The sequence below is a fragment of the Brevundimonas sp. genome (assembly GCF_016463295.1).
GTDB lineage: Bacteria > Pseudomonadota > Alphaproteobacteria > Caulobacterales > Caulobacteraceae > Brevundimonas.
Map to the genome: position 1 here is coordinate 1 of NZ_JAEMRO010000018.1, position 18,971 is coordinate 18,971.

An 18,971-nucleotide genomic window follows, 5' to 3' on the forward strand; every position below is an offset into this window, starting at 1 on the left:
TGGGCAAGAACTCGAAGAGCCGGATCATCGCCAAGGCGGTCTCGGCGGGCAAGTCGGACTCGACCTATCGCGGACTGGTCTCGGTGCATCCCAAGGCGACGGGGGTGCGCAACTTCACCCAGTGCGACAGCCTGCTGATCGGGGGCGACTGCGGCAGCCACACCGTGCCCTATATCGAGGCCCGCAACGGCTCGGCCCAGCTGGAGCACGAGGCGACGACGACCCGCCTGTCGGACGACCAGCTGTTCTACGCCCAGCAGCGCGGCCTGTCGCAGGAGGAGGCCGTGGCCCTGCTGGTCAACGGCTTCGTCCGCGACGTGATGCAGAAACTGCCGATGGAGTTCGCCGTCGAGGCGCAGAAGCTGGTGGCGATCAGTCTGGAAGGGAGCGTGGGGTGAGGGCCGCAGTGGCGGCAGTCGCTGCTCTATCGCTCGCGGGCTGCCAGGCCGACAAGCGAGGCGGATCGGAAGTGGAAAACGAGCGATTTCACGGTCGGTTGGTGGAGTTGAATGCCGCTCCAATTCCGGAATCCAACGTCTGGATCACAGTCACAGACGTCAACGTGCACATCAACCTCGACGCCGCATGCGAACATTTTTATGCGGCGTTTCAACAGCGAGGTGGGGCGACGCTCGTTGAACAGCAACCACGCGGCCGTTCCTGTTCTGATGCAGATCGGGCAAATTTGGCGACCATTGTCAGCCTGCTGGGAGGCGGCGCAGCGGTGGAGTTGCAGGGTCAACGGACAGCATTTGTTCGATTAGCTGACGCCGGTGTCGCCCGCTTTGAAGTTCAATCATCCATTTCGCCGATCGACTGAAATCTAATGCTCTCTATCCAAAATCTCCACATCTCCATCGGCGATAAGCCAATCCTTAAGGGCCTCACGCTCGATGTTCCGGCGGGCGAGGTGCACGCCATCATGGGGCCGAACGGGGCCGGCAAGTCGACGCTGGGCTATGCCCTGTCGGGACGGCCCGGCTATGAGGCGACCGAAGGCTCCGTGTCGTGGCAGGGCCAGGACCTGCTGGACCTCGAGCCCGCCGAGCGGGCGGCGAAGGGCGTCTTCCTGTCATTCCAGTATCCGATCGAGATTCCCGGCGTCCCGGCCCTGACCTTCGTGCGCACGGCGCTGAACGCCCAGAAGCGCGCGCGGGGCGAGGACGAGGTCTCGGCGCCCGCCTTCCTGAAGATGGTCAAGGCGGCGTCGGGGGCGCTGAAGATGGACTTCGACATGCTGAAGCGGCCGCTGAACGTCGGCTTCTCCGGCGGCGAGAAGAAGCGGATGGAAATCCTGCAGATGGCCCTGCTGGAGCCGTCGTTGCTGATCCTCGACGAGACGGATTCGGGCCTGGACATCGACGCCCTGCGGATCGTGTCGGAGGGGGTGAATGCCCTGCGCAGCCCCGACCGCGCCATGCTGGTCATCACCCACTATCAGCGGCTGCTGGACTATATCAAACCCGATCGGGTGCATGTGCTGGCCGGAGGGCGCATCGTGGCCTCGGGTGGGCCGGAGCTGGCGCATCAGCTGGAGGCGGAAGGGTACGACAAGTATCTGCCGGTGGCCGCTTGATGATCCTTCTCCCCTTGTGGGAGAAGGTGGCCCGCGCAGCGGGTCGGATGAGGGGTCGCACCGGCGGGACCGGTGGGCGCTCTGAAATCCATTTCGACAGGCCTGTGCGACCCCTCATCCGTCAGCCTTCGGCTGCCACCTTCTCCCGCAAGGGGAGAAGGGCGTGAGCGCGTTGAATCTTTCCGACCCTTCGACCTTCCCGTCGCGGCGGGTCGAGGCGTGGAAATACACCGACATGCGCCGAGTGCTGCGCGACGCGCCTGCGCCGTCGCCCACCACTACGGTTGGACCGCCCGGACCCTTCTATGAAATAGGCGGGGATGCGATCGTGTTCGGCAACGGGCGCGCGGTCGGGGTGACGGACTTCCTCGCGTCGGGCGAACAGACGCTGCGGCTGCGCTTCATCTCCAATGCCACCGAGACCGGACATACCGCCTCGGCCCGGGTCGTGGCGCGGCCGGGTGCCAGGCTGCTGCTGCTGGAAACGCATGAGGGCTCCGGCTCGGCCTATGTCGCCCACAATCGCCTGGACATCGACGTCGCCAGCGGTGCCGAGGTGACCCGGATCGTCCTGGTCGATGAGCCGCATGACGCCATCTCCCTGACCGAGATCGATGTCCGCGTGGCACCGGGTGGTCGCTATCGCCAGACGACGATCACGGGCGGGGCGCGGTTGCAGCGCCAGGAGACACGGCTGATCCACGGCGGCGAGGGGGCCGATGTCCTGCTGGACGGTCTCTACGCCCTGTCCGGGGAGCGCCACGCCGACCTGACCAGCGTCGTCCGCCACGGTGGCCTGAACGGCGTCACCTCGCAACTGACCAAGGGCGTCGTGCGCGACACCGCGCGCGGCGTGTTCCAGGGCAAGATCGTCGTCGAGCGCGGGGCGGATGGCACCGACGCGCGGATGGGGCATCACGCCCTGATCCTCGGCGAACGGGCCGAGGTGGACGCCAAGCCCGAGCTGGAGATCTATGCCGACGACGTGCAGTGCGCACACGGCAATACGGTCGGCAATCTGGACGAGAGCGCCCTGTTCTACATGCAGCAGCGCGGCATTCCGGCGGACGAGGCACGGGCCCTGCTGACGCAGGCCTTCCTGTTCGAGGTCGTGGATCGCATCGACCATGAGGGTGCGAGAGAGGTGGTGAGGTCATGGCTGACGGCACGACTCTAAATCCTCACCCGTCGGGGGAGGTGGCTCCGAAGCGCAGCGGAGGAGACGGAGGGGGCTCGCTCCAGACACCCTCGTCGCGGCTGGCCCCCTCCACCACTTCGTGGTCCCCCTCCCCCGACGGGGGAGGAATGTTCGACCCCTATGCTGCCCGGGCCCAGTGTCCGATCCTGTCGCGGACCGTGAACGGCAAGCCGCTGGTCTATCTGGACTCGGCCGCGTCGGCGCAGAAGCCGCGCGCGGTGATCGATGCGATGACGGCGGCGATGGAGGGCTCTTACGCCAACGTCCACCGCGGCCTTCACACCCTGGCCAATGAAACGACCGAGGCGTTCGAGGCGGCGCGCGAGACGGTCGCCCGCTTCCTGAACGCCGAGAGCGCCGACCAGATCGTCTGGACCAAGGGCGGAACCGAGGCGATCAATCTGGTCGCAGCCGGACTGGGCCAGTCGCTGCAGGCCGGCGACGAGATCGTCGTCACCCAGATGGAGCACCACGCCAACATCGTGCCCTGGCACATGCTGCGTGAAGCCAAAGGCCTGGTCCTGAAATGGGCACCGGTTCTGGATGATGGGTCGCTGGACATGGCGGCACTGGCCGAGCTGATCGGGCCGCGTACGAAGCTGGTGGCCGTCACGCACATGTCGAACGTGCTGGGCACGGTGAACGACGTGCGCGTCATCGCCGATCTGGTCCATGCTGCGGGTGCACTGGTGCTGGTCGACGGGTGCCAGGGGGCGGTGCATTGCAGCCCCGACGTCCAGGCGCTGGATGCCGATTTCTACGTCTTCACGGGCCACAAGCTGTTTGGGCCGAGCGGTATCGGCGGGCTGTATGGCAAGCGGTCCGCACTGGAGGCCCTGCCTCCCTATCAGGGCGGCGGCGAGATGATCGCTACCGTCACTGAGGACGCGGTGACCTATGCCGGCATTCCGCACCGGTTCGAGGCGGGGACACCGCCGATCCTGGAGGCCATCGGCCTGGGGGCGGCACTGGAATGGCTGTCGGGGTTTGATGCTACAGCGGTCGCGGCGCACGAACAGGCCCTGCTGGCGCATGTCCGCGTCCGCTTGGAGGGCCGCGACTGGCTGACGGAGATCGGCACGACGGAAGGGAAGGGCGCGATCTTCACCTTCACGGTCGAGGGGGCCCACGCCCACGACATCGCCCAGATCATGGACCGCTATGGCGTGGCGGTCCGTGCCGGGCTGCACTGTGCCGAGCCTTTGTCGCGCCGATTTGGCCTGACCTCGAGCGCGCGCGCCAGCTTCGCCCTATATAACACAATCGAGGACGCCGACGCCTTTGCCGACGCCCTGATCAAGGCCCGCGAGTTCTTTGCATGAGTGACGACACGACCCTGTTGGGCAAGGATGACGACGGTGGACGCGGCGCGGCCGTGGCCAGCGGAGCCATCACGCCTGCCGAACTGGACCGGCTGACCGAAGACATCATCGCGGCGCTGAAGACGGTGTTCGACCCGGAAATCCCGGTCGACATCTATGAGCTGGGCCTGATCTACAAAGTCGATCTGTCGGACGATTTCGACGCCCGGATCGAGATGACGCTGACGGCCCCAGGCTGTCCGGTCGCGGGCGAGATGCCCATCTGGGTCGAGCAGGCGGTGATGAAGGTCGAAGGCATCAAGTCCGCCACCGCCGACCTGACCTTCGACCCGCCCTGGGATGCGTCGAAGATGAGCGACGAGGCCAAGATGGCCTTGAACATGTTCTGAGGGATGTCATGAGCGAACTTCAGACCACAACACGTCCGCGCCGTCCGCGCCCCGCCGTCGTCACCCTGACCGATGCTGCAGCCGAGCGGGTGCGCGCCTTGACCGAGGCCGGCGGACACAAGGCGCTGCGCGTCGGGCTGAAGAATGCGGGCTGCGCGGGGCAGGAGTACACCTTCGCCTTCGCTGACGAGATCGGGCCGCTGGACGAGGTCGTGACCGACAAGGGTGCCACCGTTGTCGTCGATCCCAAGGCGATCCTGTTCCTGATCGGGTCGGAGATCGATTACGAGACCACCAAACTGGCGTCCAAATTCGTCTTCCGGAACCCGAACCAGACCGATGCCTGCGGCTGCGGCGAGAGTGTTACCATCGTTCCGGTCAAGGCCGTCGAAACCGAAGAGCAAGCCGACTGATGATCCAGCTCGAGGGGGTGACCCGGCGCTTCCAGAGCGCAGCGGGCGAGCGCGTGGCGCTGGACGCGGTCGATTTGACGGTCGAGGCCGGTCAGGTGTTCGGCGTGGTCGGGCGGTCGGGCGCGGGCAAATCGACCCTGATCCGGACGATCAATCTGCTGGAACGCCCGGATGCCGGGCGTGTCGTCGTCGATGGTCAGGACATGACGGCCCTGTCGCCCGCCGATCTGAGGGCCGCGCGTCGCCGGATCGGCATGATCTTTCAGCATTTCAACCTGCTGAACGCCAAGACGATCGCCGAGAACGTGGCCTTTCCGCTGCGGCTGGAGGGGCGGCCGTCGGCGGAGGTGGACCGTCGGGTGGCGGCGCTGCTGGATCAGCTGGGTCTGGCGGAGCATGCGAAGAAGCATCCCGCGCAACTCTCCGGCGGCCAGAAGCAGCGCGTCGGCATCGCCCGCGCCCTGGCCTGTGAGCCGGGGGTCCTGCTGTGCGACGAGGCGACCAGTGCGCTGGACCCCGAGACGACGGATGAAATCCTGACCCTGTTGGACCAGCTGAACCGCGATCTGAACCTGACCATCGTTCTGATCACCCACCAGATGGAGGTGGTGCGCCGGGTGTGCGATCGCGTGGCAGTGCTGAAGGACGGCCGTGTGGTGGAGGAGGGGGCGACCGCCGATGTTTTCCTGCATCCGCGCCATGCCGCGACCCGTGCCATGCTGGCCGAGGGCGAGGAGGCGTTCGACGCCACGACCGTGCCGCCGGGGGGACGTCTGGCCAAGCTGACCTTCCGGGGCGGCTCAACCTATGAGCCCGAACTCAGCCGTGTCGCGCGGTCAGTCGGTGTGGATTACTCCATCCTGTCGGGTCGGATCAGCCGTATCCGGGGCGAACCCTATGGCCAGCTGGTCGTGGCCTTCACCGGTGGCGACGCCGAGGCGGCGGTGGCTCAGCTGACGGCACGCGGCGTCACCGTCGAGCAGGTGGGGGAGGCGGCCTGATGGAGACCTTCTTCGTTAATATCGACTGGTCTGAGATCGTTCGTGCGACCATCGACACCCTGCTGATGCTCGGCGGGGCGATGGCTCTGACCGTGGTGTTCGGCATTCCGTTGGGCGTGTTGCTGTACCTGTCCGGCAAGGGGCGACTGGCGGCCAATCCGGTGCTGAATGGCCTGCTGTCGTTCGTGGTCAATGTGCTGCGATCGGTGCCCTTCATCATCCTGCTGATCGTCATGTTGCCGGTGACGGTGCTGCTGGTCGGGACCTCGCTGGGCGTGGCGGGGGCTATTCCGCCGCTGGTGGTCGGGGCCGCGCCCTTCTATGCGCGGCTGGTCGAGACGGCCCTGCGCGAGGTCGACAAGGGAGTGGTCGAGGCGACCCAGGCCATGGGCGGCTCCACCTGGCAGATCGTCACCAAGGCCCTGCTGCCCGAGGCCATGCCCGGCGTGATCGCGGGCGCGACCGTCACCGCCATCGCGCTGGTCAGCTATACGGCCATGGCCGGTGTCGTCGGGGCCGGGGGGCTGGGCGATCTGGCCATCCGTTTCGGCTACCAACGCTTTCAGACCGATGTCATGGTCGTGACCGTCCTGCTTCTGCTTGTCCTCGTGCAGGGTCTTCAGATGCTGGGCGACCGCCTGGTCGCCACCGTTTCCCACCGCTGATCCCGCTTAGAAGGCCAAACCCATGCTGCGTCGCTCCCTCCTGACCCTCGCCCTTGCCGCCGTCACGCTCAGCGCGTGCGGGCAGGGGGCGGACAAGGCCGCGGGGCCGGATGCGCCGCTGGTCGTCGGGGCCACCGCCGTGCCGCACGCGGAAATTCTGGAACACATCAAGCCGCTGCTGGCCGCCCAAGGCACCAATATCGAGATCAAGGTCTTCAACGACTACGTGCAGCCCAATACCCAGCTGGCCGAGCGCCGGCTGGACGCCAACTACTTCCAGACCAAACCCTATCTGGACGAGTTCAACGCCGCGCGCGGCTCCGATCTGGTGACGGTGGCGGGCGTGCATGTAGAGCCGCTGGGCGTCTATTCGCGCAAGCATCGTGATCTGGCGTCGGTGCCGGCCGGTGCGCTGATCATCCTGCCCAATGATGCCTCGAACACAGGTCGGTCGCTGCTGCTGCTGCAGAGCGCCGGTCTGATCACCCTGCGTGACCCCGCCAACCCCTTGCAGACCGTGCGCGATATCACCGGCAACCCGCGTCGCTTCACGTTCCGCGAGGTCGAGGCCGCGACCATCCCGCGGATTCTCGATCAGGCCGATCTGGCGGTGATCAACACCAACTATGCGCTGGATGCGGGCCTGAAGCCCCGTACGGACGCCCTGTCGCTGGAGGGGGGAGACAGCCCCTACATCAACTATCTGGTGACGCGGTCCGACAACCGGAACGACCCGCGCATAGCGGCGCTGGCGGACATGCTGCGTAGCCAGGCGGTGAAGGACTACATCACAGGCAAGTATGACGGCGCAGTGATCCCGGCGGCCTAAGCCGCCGCTGCCGCTTTCGCCTTGCGGACTTCGTCGGGCGCCAGCACCCGCACCGCAGGCGTGACCGGACGACCGGTCGCCTCGGCAATCAGCTCTGCTGTGCGGTCCTCGACGGCCGCTTCCAGTCGCGCCAGGAACTCTTCCTTGCCGAGGCCCGTCGGGATCGGGTCCAGGAATTCGATCGTGGCCAGGCCCGGTGTCTTCCTGAAATCCTCCTGCGACCAGAACAGGCCCAGGTTTGAGGCCAGCGGCACGACCGGCATGTCGAATTCGCGGTACATGTGCCAGACGCCGGAGCGATAGCGGAACTTCTCGCCGACCTTGGCCAGATTGCCCTCGGGATAGATCAGGATCTTGCGCCCGGCCGCATGGGCGTCGGCGCTGCGGTGTTTCAGGGCATCGCGAGCCTCGCGGCCCCCGCAATTGTTGACCACGATGGCCCCCAGCTTGCGCAGGACGGTGCCCAGCAGGGGAAACTTCTCCAGATGGTCGCCAGTGACGAACGCCAGATCCTCGAACTGGTCATAGACAGCGAAGCCGTCGCCCCAGCTTTGGTGTTTGGAGGCGATGATGAAGGCCCCCTCGGGCAGTCGCTCGCGCCCGCGCACCTGCAACTTGATGCCCGCGAGCAACCGCATGGCCTGAACCATACGCTTCACATAGCGGCGGATGATCCAGCTGGTCGCGCCGCGTCCGGGCGCGAGGGCCGCAAAGGCGGCCGTCAGGCCGTAGCCGATCGACAGGGTCCAGTAGGCGAGGGCAAAGGCGAAGCTGCGCATGGGGAGACTAGAGCCGAAACCCGTCGCGTCGGCTAGGCCGCTGTTGCGAGACGTTCGGCCGAGGTGACGCGGTCGCGGCCTTCGCGCTTGGAGACATAGAGGGCGGCATCGGCCCGCTCCAGCAGGCTGACGGCGGTTTCGCCCATGTGGCGGTGCGCGAAGCCGGCGGAGAGAGTGACGGTGCCCAGTTCGTCATTGGTAGAGCGACGACGAAGGGCACGCGAGCCGATTTCCTTGCGAATGCTTTCCAGGGCTCTTTCGACCTGGGGCATGCTTTCCATCGGGAAGATCATGGCGAACTCCTCGCCGCCATAGCGCGCCGCGACGCGGGGCGTCTTGGCCACCCGGCCCAGGACGCTGGCGACGTAGCGAAGGACCTGATCGCCGGTCTGGTGGCCCCAAGTGTCGTTGAAGGCCTTGAAGTGGTCGATATCGAGGACCGCCAGGGTCAGGGCCGTGCCCATGTCCTCGGACTGTCGGCAGGCGGCCTCCAGATGGTCGTCGAAGGCCTTGCGGTTCGCCAGGTTGGTCAGGGCGTCCGTCATGGCGTCGCGGCGCACCTGCTCCAGATGCTCGCGCAGCTTGGCCACCTCCTTGGTCGAGGTTTCGAGCTTCTTCTCGAGGGTCACGTTCTCCCGCTGGACGCGGCGCGTGGCGGTGGTCAGGCTGGTTACGATGGTCTGAAGGGCAGGCGTGCCGTCAGCCCCTTCCATACTGGTCGCGGCACCCTCCAGCGTCCTGCCATAGGCGGACTGGGTCTGATGGGCCTGGGAGATGGCGGCGGCGACGCTGGACAGTTCGCGGTCCAGCACCCGCCCGGCGTCGCGGATTTCCTCGGTCAGGCGGCCGCGCGGCAGGTATTCGGCGGCCAGCATGTCGGCAGTGGCTTCGGTGAAGCGCTCGCCGGCGGCCAGCATGCGGGCGATCTCCTTGCCCAGAGCGCTTTCGGGGTCGGCCAGATAGTGGGTCCAGAGCTCGAAGTTCAGCGGGCTGGGCCAGACGGACGCGGCCTCCATGCCCTCGATCACCCGCCGCGCCAGATCATAGGCTAGCGGACCCCTGAGAGCGGTTTCGACCTTGGCCGTCATTCAGCAGTCCCCGACTCGTCGCCTTTTGCGATCTGGTCGCGGACGCTATCCGCTTTTCCGTAACGCCGGGTTAAACGGCGTCACCGGCGTGCGAAATCGTTCAGCTTTTCAGTGAAACAGGGCGGCGCAGGAAGGCAGGGATTTCGCTGTCGCCGAACGGACGGCCGTTCGAGGCGCGTGGCTCGCTGTCGTCCTGCTGGCCCCGGCGATCGGACTGGCGCAGATGGGCCTTCTGGGCCGGGCGCTCGGCTGAGGCGGCAGGGGCGACGGCCTCGACAGGGGCGATTTCGAGGCCATCCTCGACCGGCGCGGCTTCGGTCGGTTTGGAGCTACGGCGACCGCGGCGGCTGCGGGACCGGTCGGCAGGCTTCTCGGCATTCTCGGCAGGGGCCACGGCAGTCTGGCTTTCTGCCGCCAAGGCTGCATGATCGATCGACGCGGCGGCTTCCGTTGCGCCTTCGGCAGCGGCCGCCTTGGTGGTCGTCTTGCGGCGGCTGCGCCCGGCCTTGGGCGCTTCGGCGTCGACGGCAGGCGCAGACTTCTCCGTACGCGTGGGTGAGCGCACCGGAACCCCCAGATCAGCGGGGTCCAGAACCAGTTCCTGCGGGTCCATCTTGATCAGCTTCAGGACCTTGTCGAGCGACTTGTCGTCGGCCGGGGTCACGATCATGAAGGCCTGACCGAGCTTGCCGGCGCGACCCGTACGACCGATGCGGTGCACATAGTCGTCGGCATGGTGGCTGACATCGTAGTTGAAGACGTGGCTGACGTCGGGAATGTCCAGACCGCGCGCGGCGACGTCGGACGCCACCAGCAGCTTCAACGCCCCCGAGCGGAAGTCCGCCAGCGTCTTCGTCCGTAGGGACTGGTCCAGGTCGCCATGGATCGGGGCGGCGTCGAAACCGTGCTGCTTCAGCGATTTGGCGACGACGTCGACCTCAGACTTGCGATTGCAGAAGACGATGCCGTTGCGCACGTCGGCACGGCCTATCAGGGCGCGCAGGGCGGCGCGTTTCATCTTCGGATCACTGGACGGAAGACGGACCAGATATTGGGTGATGGTGTCGGCGGTCGCGGCGGGGCGCGACGCCTCGATCCGGGTGGGGTCTTTCAGGAACTGGGTGGTCAGGCGCGTGATCTCTGGCGGCATGGTCGCCGAGAAGAACAGGGTCTGGCGTTTGGGCGGCGTCAGCTTGAAGATCTTTTCGATGTCGGGGATGAAGCCCATGTCCAGCATGCGGTCGGCTTCGTCGACGACCATGATCTCCACGCCGTTCAGCATCATCTTGCCGCGCTCGAACAGGTCGATCAGACGACCGGGCGTGGCGATCAGCACATCGACGCCCTTGTTCAGGGCCGCGACCTGGTCGCCCATCGACACACCGCCGATCAGCAGGACCCAGGTCAGCTTGGTGCCCTTGGCGTATTTGGCGAAGCTCTCGGCCACCTGGTCGGCCAGTTCGCGGGTCGGGGCCAGGACGAGGGCACGCGGCATGCGGGCGCGGGCCCGGCCGCTGGACAGGCGCTCGACGAGGGGCAGGGTGAAAGCGGCGGTCTTGCCGGTGCCGGTCTGGGCGATGCCGAGAACGTCACGTCCGGCGAGGGCGACCGGGATGGCTTGCGCCTGAATGGGGGTGGCGGTCGTGTAGCCGGTATCGGCGACCGCTTGCAGGGTCATGGGCGACAGGCCCAGTTGGGAAAATTCGGTCATAGGTCCTTGGGACTGAAAGAAGGACGCCCCGCGCATCGGGGTCATCGTGCGATGTCGCGGAACCGCCCTGTCTCTGGGCGAGCGGGCGGCGCGGATTCGCCAGTCCTGTCCCGAACGTGGGCCGCATATAGAAGTCCATGCGAAATAGTCAACTATTCAGCGCCGCCGCAGTCACGCTTGGCAATCGATTAATGATCGGTAATGTTCGGGTTAGGGAAGGCTAATTAAGAGGGGACGACATGCAGCGCATGCTTGCCGGAGCGACCATGGCTGTCGCCTGCCTGATCGCGATGCCGGCACAGGCGGACATGGATGCTGTGTTCAGCAATACGGTGGTGTCGCGCTATCCCGATGGCGGCTGGGTCAAGCACTGGTTCAACCGTGACGGCACCTATTCCGCGCAGTTCTCAGACGGGCGCAGGATTTCGGCACGCTGGTCCGTCAATGGCGAACGGGTCTGTCTGACCAATATTCGACCCAACATGCTGATCCCGCGCTTCTGTACGACCATGGTCGATGCCGATGTCGGCCACACCTGGCAGTCAAGCGATCCGTTGGGCCGACGCGTACAGAATGTTCTGGTCGCGGGGCGCGACCAGTAAGTCCATCATTTCGATGAGGGGGAGACGCGCCATTCCCTGAGAGATTTCAGAGGGAATGGCGCGAGTGACGGGGCTCGAACCCGCGACCTCCGGCGTGACAGGCCGGCACTCTAACCAACTGAGCTACACCCGCGTATCCCGGCCGCGGCGCTGGTCTGCGTCGCGGCGAGGGGCGTCGTTTAGGCGGGGGGGCGGCGCACTGTCAAGCGCCACTTCCGCCGAATTCGCACGATCAGCGCGATGCGACCCCCGGACCTGCGACGGCCGCCGCTTCAGGCGGCGCAACCGGGCCCGATATGCCGCCGTCAGCCGGTGCTTGCAAAGCAGTAGCCGGCTCCGGCAACTCATAATAGACGCCGACTCCCGGCCCGAGCGGCAGGTCGAAGGTGACCCAGGCGGCGATCATCAGCACACCCGCCAGCAGGAAGCACCCGGCATAGGGCAGCATGGTGGACATGAGCGAGCCGAGGCCGAACTTGGGATCCCAACGCTGGGCGAAGGCCAGGATCAGCGGGAAATAGCTCATCAGCGGCGTGGCGATGTTGGTCACCGAATCGCCCATGCGATAGGCGGCGGTGGTCATCTCGGGGCTGATGCCCAGCAGCATGAACATCGGCACTACGACGGGGGCCAGCGCCGACCACTTGGCCGAGGCTGACCCGATGAAGAGGTCGAAGAAGCAGGACACGAGCAGGACGACGATCAGCAGCAAGGGGGCAGGGACGTCGAGCGTCTGCAGGCCCGCCGCCGCGTTGACTGCAAGGATCGGCCCCAGTCCGGACCAGTTGAACATGGCCACAAAGTGCGCGGCGAAGAAGGCCAGGACGATATAGGGGGCCAGTTGGGCGATCCCCTCGACCATCATTCGCACCATGTCGCGGTGGCTCTTCACCGTCCCTGCGCCCGCGCCATAGGCCCCGCCCGCCAGGAAGAAGGTGGTTGCGAAGAAGGCGACCAGAGACTTGTAGAGCGGATTGAACCGCTGGGCCGGTTCGGCCTCCGGATCGACGAAGGGCGAACCGGGCAGGAAGGTCACAAGGGTCCACAAGCCGATCATGCCTACGATAGCCAGACCGGCCCACAGAAGGCCCCGCTTCTCCTCGCGAGTCAGGCCCTTCTTCTCCTCAGCCTCGGCCTCCGACACCGGGGCAGCCGCGGATGGCGTCCAGGCTCCGAGGCGGGGCTCGATGATGCGGTCGGTCAGGAACCAGATGATGGGCGTGAAGACGACCACCACGCCGACGATGAAGAACCAGTTGCCCGCGATGTTCACCGAATAGGACGGGTCGATCAGTCGGGCGGCCGGCTCTGTGATGCCGAGGATTAGGGCGTCGGAGGCTCCGGGGAACAGATTGCCGGCATAGCCGCCGGAGACAGCGGCAAATCCAGCTGCCAGCCCGGCCAGGGGATGGCGACCGGCCGCGGCGAAGATGACGGCTGCCAGCGGGATCACGACGACATAGGATGCGTCCGAGGCATGGTGCGAGACCATGCCGGTGATCACGACGACCGGCGTCAGAATGGATTTGGGCGCATTCAGCAGGGCCCCGCGAATGGCTGTGCCGAACAGGCCGGTCCGCTCGGCGACCGATGCGCCATAGATGATGGTGATGACGATCCCCAGCGGCGGAAAGTCGGCCAGGGTCGACGGCATGCCGATGAACAGACGCTCAAGGTTCTCGGGCGACAGCAGGCTCTGGGCCTGAAGCGTGTCACCCGTCACCGGGTTGACCGCCGACCAGCCCAGCCCAGCGCCGACGAGGCTGAGCGCGATCAGACCGAGGATTAGCCAGAGAAACAGAAAGACGGGATCGGGCAGCTTGTTGCCGATCCGCTCGACGCCGTTCAAAATTCGGGTGCCAATGGCCATCAACTGCTCCGAAGGGTGTCCTGATCAGTCGGCCATAGGGAAGCAGTGCTGTGAGAATGGCAAGCATCTTCAATCTGACAATTGCGCCATCAGCCCTGCGAACCATTCTCAATAAAATCCTTTTGCCGCATGGGTTTGAACCTCGGCGCATCCGGGTCTAGAAAGCGCCGAATCCGCCCCTCCCACTGTGGCGGACGAGGTCCCTTCCGGATGAATGCATATCTTCTCGAATATCTGCCGATCGTGGTCTTTCTCGGGATCGCGGCGGTGCTTGGGCTCGGTTTCATGATCGCGGCCTGGGTGCTGGCCCCCAAGAACCCCGACTCCGAAAAGCTGTCGGCCTATGAGTGCGGCTTCAACGCCTTCGACGATGCGCGCATGAAGTTCGACGTGCGGTTCTATCTCGTGTCGATCCTGTTCATCATCTTCGACCTGGAAGTGGCCTTCCTGTTCCCCTGGGCTGTGTCGATGTTCGATCTGGCGCGCGGCGAGATGATCTTCGCCTTCTGGTCGATGATGGTCTTCCTGGGCGTGCTGACCGTGGGCTTCATCTACGAATGGAAGAAGGGAGCTCTCGAATGGGAGTGATCGCCCCCCCGTCTGGCCCCACCAGCCTGTTGCCGACCAACCTGTACGGAACCGGCGCGCGCTCGTCGGTCGAGGGCTACGACCCTGCTGTCCATGACAAGTTCTTCGAGGCCGTGAACGCCGAACTGGGTGAGCAGGGGTTTCTGACGACGTCGCTGGACGACGTGATCAACTGGGCCCGCACTGGCTCGTTGATGTGGATGACGTTCGGCCTGGCCTGCTGTGCCGTCGAGATGATGCAGGCTTCGATGCCGCGCTTCGACATGGAGCGGTTCGGCATGGCCCCGCGCGCCAGCCCGCGCCAGTCGGACCTGATGATCGTCGCCGGCACCCTGACCAACAAGATGGCCCCGGCCCTGCGCAAGGTCTACGACCAGATGCCGGACCCGCGGTATGTCCTGTCGATGGGCAGCTGCGCCAACGGTGGCGGATATTATCACTACAGCTACAGCGTCGTTCGCGGCTGCGACCGGGTTGTGCCGGTCGACGTCTATGTGCCGGGGTGCCCGCCGACGGCGGAGGCGCTGCTGTACGGCCTGTTGCAGCTGCAGAAGAAGATCCGGCGCACGGGGACGATCGAGCGATGAACGCGCTGGCGAAACTGCAGGAGATCGAGACCACCCTGACGCCGCTGGGCGCGGAGATGGTCGGCGAGCTGGGCGTTCAGGCCCAGGTGGCGTTCGGCGAGTTGACTTTGATCGCCGAGCGCGATGCGATCGTGAATGTGTTGACGGTGCTGAAGGACCGGTTCGGCTTTCATCAGCTGTTGGACATCTGCGGCGTGGATTTCCCGGATCGCGAGGAACGGTTCGAGGTCGTCTATCACCTGCTGTCGATGACGCGGAATGCGCGGGTGCGGGTCAAGGTGACGACCGACGAGGTCCAGCCGGTGCCTAGCGTCATCTCCGTCTTCCCTTGCGCCGACTGGTTCGAGCGCGAGGCGTTCGACATGTACGGCATGCTGTTTTCGGGTCACCCCGATCTGCGTCGCCTGCTGACCGACTATGGCTTTCAGGGGCATCCGCTGCGCAAGGACTTCCCCATGACGGGCTATGTCGAGGTCCGGTACGACGAGGAGCAGAAGCGGGTGGTCTATGAGCCCGTCAAGCTGACGCAGGAGTTCCGCAACTTCGACTTCCTGTCGCCCTGGGAGGGTGCGGAATATCCGACCGACATCCTGCCCGGCGACGAAAAGGCCGCGCAGGCTGCGGCGGTCGCGGGCAATGCGCCGTCCGGAGGCAAGGCATGACCGACACCGCCCTGCCACCGCCGATCGGCGCGACCGACATCTTTGACGAGCCTCACGACGGGCGCACGGACCACGCGCGCGCGCTGGACGACCGCAAGTTCACGATCAACTTCGGCCCCCAGCACCCGGCCGCGCACGGCGTGCTGCGTCTGGTGCTGGAGCTGGACGGTGAGCTGGTCACGCGCGTCGATCCGCATATTGGCCTGCTGCATCGCGGCACCGAAAAGCTGATGGAGGCCCGGACCTACCTTCAGAACATCCCGTACCTGGACCGTCTCGACTATGTGTCGCCGATGAACCAGGAGCATGCCTTCTGCCTGGCCATCGAAAAGCTGATGGGCATCGATGTGCCGTATCGGGCCCAGCTGATCCGGGTGCTGTATTCCGAGATCGGGCGCATCCTCTCGCACCTGCTGAACGTGACGACCCAGGCCATGGACGTGGGGGCCCTGACGCCGCCGCTCTGGGGCTTCGAGGAGCGCGAGAAGCTGATGGTCTTCTACGAGCGGGCCTGTGGGGCGCGCCTGCACGCCAACTATTTCCGGCCCGGCGGCGTCCATCAGGACCTGCCGCCCGCCCTGATCGACGACATCGGACGCTGGTGCCAGGAATTCCCGGCCGCGCTGAAGGACATCGAGAGCCTGGTCACCGAGAACCGCATCTTCAAGCAGCGCAACGTCGACATCGGCGTGGTGTCCAAGCAGGAGGCCCTGGACTGGGGCTTCACCGGGGTGATGCTGCGCGGCTCGGATATTCCGTGGGACCTGCGCAAGTCGCAGCCGTACGAATGCTATGCCGACCTGGAGTTCGACATCGCGGTCGGCAAGAACGGCGACTGCTGGGACCGCTACCTGTGTCGCATCGAGGAGATGAAGCAGTCGGTGCACATCATGGAGCAGTGCATCCATCGCCTGCGCAACTGCCCCGGCGAGCCGGTGATGACCGAAGACAACAAGGTCGTGCCGCCGCGTCGTGGCGAGATGAAGCGGTCGATGGAAGCCCTGATCCATCACTTCAAACTGTATACCGAGGGCTTCAAGACGCCCGAGGGCGAGGTCTATGCCTCGGTCGAGGCACCCAAGGGCGAGTTCGGCATCTATCTGGTGTCCGACGGCACCAACAAACCCTATCGCGTCAAGATCTCGGCGCCGGGCTTCCGCTCGCTCCAGGCCATGGACTGGATGAACCGCGGCCACATGCTGGCCGACGTCAGCGCCATCCTGGGCTCTCTGGATATCGTGTTCGGTGAGGTGGACCGGTGAGCGACAAGCCTCTGAGCGATGCCGTGGCCGCCGGCTGGGAGATCGTCTCCTATTCCGCGACCGACTACAGCGGCGAAACCTATCAACACAACATCCTGCTGCGCCGTCAGGGCCAGCACCGCATCCTGAACATCCGCAAGAAGATGCTGGGTGACGGTGTGGTCGTCACGAATCTGGAAGTCTGATGTCCGTTCGTCGTCTCGCCAAAGTTCAGCCTGACAGCTTCGCCTTCTCCAAGGCGACGAAGGCCAAATGCGACTGGTGGATCGCCAAATATCCGGCGGATCGTCGCCAGTCAGCGGTGATCCCGATCCTGTGGCTGGTCCAGAAGCAGGAAGGCTGGGTGTCCGAGCCCGCCATCCGCGCCATCGGCGAGCTGCTGGGCATGCCCTATATCCGGGTGCTGGAGGTTGCGACCTTCTACACCATGTTCATGCTGGAGCCGGTGGGCACCAGTGCCCTGATCCAGGTTTGCGGCACCACGCCGTGCATGCTGCGCGGGGCGGGCGATCTGATGGCCGTCTGCAAGTCCAAGATCGGTCCCAAGGACACGCTGAGCGCCGACGGCCGCTTCACCTGGCAGGAAGTGGAATGCCTGGGGGCCTGCGCCAATGCGCCGATGGCGCAGATCAACGACTACTATTTCGAAGACCTGACCGCCGAGACCATGGCCCAGATCATCGACGATTTCGCCGCCGGCAAGAAGCCCAAGCCCGGCTCGCGCGTCGGCCGTCACAGCTCTGAGCCCGAGGGCGGGGCCCAGACGCTGCTGGATCCAAAACTCTATGACGGCTCGGCCGCCAAGCCGATCAAGTCGCTGCCCAACAGCAAGCCGGTGCCGGCATGAATGGGCCAGACCTGTCCACCGACGAAGCCGTCGCCCGCTATCGCGCGGAGCTGCGGGCCGTGGGTCGTAGCCAGCGTCTGGCCGGCTTTGGCCTGGTGATCGTCGGGGCCATCGCGGTCTTCGCCTCCAGCCGTGCGGGTGACCTGGGCCAGGCCGTTCAGATGGGCGGCTATGCGGCCCTGGCGGCCGGTTGGGCACTGATGATCGCTGCCATTTTTCTTCGTACCCGCTATCACCGCCGCCGCATGCGCGAGATGAACTGAACCATGGTCGGAATCCTCGAAGACAAGGATCGCATCTTCACCAACCTGTACGGCTTCCAGGACTGGACGCTGGAGGGGGCGAAGACGCGCGGCGCATGGAATGCGACCAAGGACATGCTCGACCTGGGGCGTGACTGGATCATCACCAACGTCAAGAACTCGGGCCTGCGCGGACGCGGCGGCGCGGGTTTCTCGACCGGCCTGAAGTGGTCCTTCATGCCCAAGGAGGTGAAGGACCGGCCGCACTATCTGGTCGTCAACGCCGACGAATCCGAGCCCGGGACCTGCAAGGACCGGGAGATCATGCGCCATGATCCCCACCTGCTGATCGAAGGCTGCCTGATCGCCTCCTTCGCCATGCAGGCCCACGCCTGCTACATCTATCTGCGCGGCGAATATGTGCTCGAGCGCGAGCGGATGGAGGCGGCGGTCAAGCAGGCCTACGAAGCGAAGCTGATCGGCAAGAACAACGTCCACGGCTGGGACTTCGACGTCTATATCCACCACGGTGCCGGTGCCTACATCTGCGGCGAAGAGACGGCCCTGCTGGAGAGCCTGGAAGGCAAGAAGGGCCAGCCGCGTCTGAAGCCGCCGTTCCCGGCCGGGGCTGGTCTGTACGGCTGCCCGACCACGGTGAACAACGTCGAGTCGATCGCGGTTGTAGGCACCATCCTGCGTCGCGGCGCCGAGTGGTTCGCGGGCTTTGGTCGTCCGAACAACACCGGGACCAAGATCATGAGCATCTCAGGCCACGTGAACCGCCCGTGCAATGTCGAGGAGGTGATGTCGATCCCCCTGCGGCAACTGCTTGAGGATCATTGCGGCGGCGTGCGCGGCGGCTGGGACAATCTGAAGGCCATCATTCCGGGCGGCTCGTCCGTGCCTCTGATCACGCGCGAAATGTCCGAGGTCGCACTGATGGACTTCGACAGCTTGCGCGAGATGAAGTCCGGTCTGGGCACGGCGGCGGTGATCGTCATGGATCAGTCGACCGATCTGGTCCGCGCCATCGCCCGTATCAGCTATTTCTACAAGCATGAGAGCTGTGGCCAGTGCACGCCGTGCCGCGAGGGCACGGGCTGGATGTGGCGCGTGCTGGAGCGGATGGCCATCGGCGAGGCCGATCCGTCCGAGATCGACATGCTGCTGGAGGTTTCGACCCAGATCGAAGGGCATACGATCTGCGCCCTGGGCGACGCCGCTGCCTGGCCGGTCCAGGGACTGATCCGCCATTTCCGTCACGAGATCGAAGACCGCATCTCGTCCTATCGCAGCCGCCGCGCGAACTTCGCCGGCCATGCGATCGCGGCGGAATAGCC

The 18,971-nt window shown here is 65.5% G+C and carries 23 protein-coding genes and 1 tRNA gene; 19 read left to right on the top strand and 5 right to left on the bottom strand.

Going from position 1 to position 18,971, the window contains the following annotated elements; translation table 11 throughout:
- The 10 genes from JHC81_RS06090 to JHC81_RS06135 form a co-directional block, all read left to right on the top strand.
- On the top strand, nucleotides 1-398 hold a 398-nt coding region (locus tag JHC81_RS06090; protein ID WP_292172055.1), incomplete at its 5' end, for a SufD family Fe-S cluster assembly protein.
- 8 nt (nucleotides 399-406) lie between these two features.
- Entirely contained in the window at nucleotides 407-820 is a 414-nt protein-coding gene (locus JHC81_RS06095; protein ID WP_292172058.1) for a hypothetical protein, read from the top strand.
- 6 nt (nucleotides 821-826) lie between these two features.
- On the top strand, nucleotides 827-1,576 hold the full coding sequence (sufC, locus tag JHC81_RS06100) for a Fe-S cluster assembly ATPase SufC (protein ID WP_292172062.1): 750 nt from the start codon (nucleotides 827-829) through the stop codon (nucleotides 1,574-1,576).
- A 163-nt stretch (nucleotides 1,577-1,739) separates the two neighbouring features.
- On the top strand, nucleotides 1,740-2,753 hold the full coding sequence (gene sufD, locus JHC81_RS06105; protein ID WP_292172065.1) for a Fe-S cluster assembly protein SufD: 1,014 nt from the start codon (nucleotides 1,740-1,742) through the stop codon (nucleotides 2,751-2,753).
- A 128-nt stretch (nucleotides 2,754-2,881) separates the two neighbouring features.
- Entirely contained in the window at nucleotides 2,882-4,096 is a 1,215-nt protein-coding gene (locus JHC81_RS06110) for a cysteine desulfurase (protein ID WP_292172067.1), read from the top strand.
- A complete protein-coding gene (locus JHC81_RS06115; RefSeq protein WP_292172070.1) occupies nucleotides 4,093-4,485 on the top strand; it encodes an SUF system Fe-S cluster assembly protein in 393 nt (130 codons plus the stop codon). The genes JHC81_RS06110 and JHC81_RS06115 overlap by 4 nt, the downstream gene beginning before the upstream one ends.
- A gap of 8 nt (nucleotides 4,486-4,493) precedes the next feature.
- Entirely contained in the window at nucleotides 4,494-4,898 is a 405-nt protein-coding gene (locus tag JHC81_RS06120) for an iron-sulfur cluster assembly accessory protein (RefSeq protein WP_292172073.1), read from the top strand.
- Nucleotides 4,898-5,899, top strand: a complete 1,002-nt coding sequence (locus JHC81_RS06125; RefSeq protein ID WP_292172076.1) for a methionine ABC transporter ATP-binding protein — start codon at nucleotides 4,898-4,900, stop codon at nucleotides 5,897-5,899. The genes JHC81_RS06120 and JHC81_RS06125 overlap by 1 nt, the downstream gene beginning before the upstream one ends.
- Nucleotides 5,899-6,564: a methionine ABC transporter permease gene (locus JHC81_RS06130; protein WP_292172079.1), complete on the top strand. Its 666-nt coding sequence runs from the start codon at nucleotides 5,899-5,901 to the stop codon at nucleotides 6,562-6,564. The genes JHC81_RS06125 and JHC81_RS06130 overlap by 1 nt, the downstream gene beginning before the upstream one ends.
- Nucleotides 6,565-6,586: 22 nt before the next feature.
- Nucleotides 6,587-7,393, top strand: coding sequence for a MetQ/NlpA family ABC transporter substrate-binding protein (locus JHC81_RS06135; RefSeq protein WP_292172082.1), 807 nt, complete (start codon nucleotides 6,587-6,589; stop codon nucleotides 7,391-7,393).
- Here the strand turns inward: JHC81_RS06135 and JHC81_RS06140 are convergent.
- From JHC81_RS06140 to JHC81_RS06150, 3 genes are all read right to left on the bottom strand, one after another.
- Complete coding sequence (locus tag JHC81_RS06140) at nucleotides 7,390-8,172, bottom strand: lysophospholipid acyltransferase family protein (RefSeq protein ID WP_292172085.1); 783 nt, start codon at nucleotides 8,170-8,172, stop codon at nucleotides 7,390-7,392. The two genes, JHC81_RS06135 and JHC81_RS06140, sit on opposite strands and share 4 nt — an antisense overlap.
- 32 nt (nucleotides 8,173-8,204) lie before the next feature.
- A complete protein-coding gene (locus JHC81_RS06145) occupies nucleotides 8,205-9,260 on the bottom strand; it encodes a GGDEF domain-containing protein (protein WP_292172095.1) in 1,056 nt (351 codons plus the stop codon).
- 100 nt (nucleotides 9,261-9,360) lie between these two features.
- Nucleotides 9,361-10,971 (bottom strand): DEAD/DEAH box helicase, encoded by a 1,611-nt coding sequence (locus tag JHC81_RS06150; protein WP_292172097.1) that lies wholly within the window; start codon nucleotides 10,969-10,971, stop codon nucleotides 9,361-9,363.
- A 239-nt stretch (nucleotides 10,972-11,210) separates the two neighbouring features.
- Between JHC81_RS06150 and JHC81_RS06155 the strand changes: the two genes are divergently transcribed.
- Nucleotides 11,211-11,573, top strand: coding sequence for a hypothetical protein (locus tag JHC81_RS06155; protein WP_292172099.1), 363 nt, complete (start codon nucleotides 11,211-11,213; stop codon nucleotides 11,571-11,573).
- Nucleotides 11,574-11,629: 56 nt separating this feature from the next.
- Here JHC81_RS06155 and JHC81_RS06160 read toward each other — a convergent pair.
- Nucleotides 11,630-11,706 (bottom strand) — tRNA-Asp (locus JHC81_RS06160).
- Between the two features lie 99 nt (nucleotides 11,707-11,805).
- The gene (locus JHC81_RS06165; RefSeq protein ID WP_292172101.1) at nucleotides 11,806-13,443 is read right to left on the bottom strand and encodes an AbgT family transporter; all 1,638 of its coding nucleotides are present in this window, start codon (nucleotides 13,441-13,443) and stop codon (nucleotides 11,806-11,808) included.
- Nucleotides 13,444-13,653: 210 nt separating this feature from the next.
- Here JHC81_RS06165 and JHC81_RS06170 point away from each other — a divergent pair, with 210 nt between their 5' ends.
- Genes JHC81_RS06170 through nuoF form a run of 8 tightly spaced genes read left to right on the top strand, consistent with a single transcriptional unit; the run spans nucleotide 13,654 to nucleotide 18,969 of the window.
- Nucleotides 13,654-14,031 carry an NADH-quinone oxidoreductase subunit A gene (locus JHC81_RS06170; protein WP_292172103.1) on the top strand — a complete coding sequence of 126 codons (378 nt, stop codon included), beginning with the start codon at nucleotides 13,654-13,656 and terminating at the stop codon, nucleotides 14,029-14,031.
- Nucleotides 14,001-14,618 (top strand): NADH-quinone oxidoreductase subunit B, encoded by a 618-nt coding sequence (locus tag JHC81_RS06175; protein WP_292172105.1) that lies wholly within the window; start codon nucleotides 14,001-14,003, stop codon nucleotides 14,616-14,618. Before JHC81_RS06170 ends, JHC81_RS06175 begins: the two co-directional genes overlap by 31 nt.
- Before the next feature lie 56 nt (nucleotides 14,619-14,674).
- Complete coding sequence (locus JHC81_RS06180) at nucleotides 14,675-15,280, top strand: NADH-quinone oxidoreductase subunit C (protein WP_292172154.1); 606 nt, start codon at nucleotides 14,675-14,677, stop codon at nucleotides 15,278-15,280.
- Nucleotides 15,277-16,542: an NADH-quinone oxidoreductase subunit D gene (locus JHC81_RS06185; protein ID WP_292172107.1), complete on the top strand. Its 1,266-nt coding sequence runs from the start codon at nucleotides 15,277-15,279 to the stop codon at nucleotides 16,540-16,542. Before JHC81_RS06180 ends, JHC81_RS06185 begins: the two co-directional genes overlap by 4 nt.
- Nucleotides 16,539-16,727 (top strand): hypothetical protein, encoded by a 189-nt coding sequence (locus JHC81_RS06190; protein ID WP_292172109.1) that lies wholly within the window; start codon nucleotides 16,539-16,541, stop codon nucleotides 16,725-16,727. The genes JHC81_RS06185 and JHC81_RS06190 overlap by 4 nt, the downstream gene beginning before the upstream one ends.
- Nucleotides 16,727-17,389: an NADH-quinone oxidoreductase subunit NuoE gene (gene nuoE, locus JHC81_RS06195; protein WP_292172112.1), complete on the top strand. Its 663-nt coding sequence runs from the start codon at nucleotides 16,727-16,729 to the stop codon at nucleotides 17,387-17,389. Before JHC81_RS06190 ends, nuoE begins: the two co-directional genes overlap by 1 nt.
- A complete protein-coding gene (locus tag JHC81_RS06200) occupies nucleotides 17,386-17,652 on the top strand; it encodes a hypothetical protein (protein WP_292172113.1) in 267 nt (88 codons plus the stop codon). The genes nuoE and JHC81_RS06200 overlap by 4 nt, the downstream gene beginning before the upstream one ends.
- A 3-nt stretch (nucleotides 17,653-17,655) precedes the next feature.
- The gene (nuoF, locus tag JHC81_RS06205; RefSeq protein ID WP_292172115.1) at nucleotides 17,656-18,969 is read left to right on the top strand and encodes an NADH-quinone oxidoreductase subunit NuoF; all 1,314 of its coding nucleotides are present in this window, start codon (nucleotides 17,656-17,658) and stop codon (nucleotides 18,967-18,969) included.
- Nucleotides 18,970-18,971: the final 2 nt, after the last annotated feature.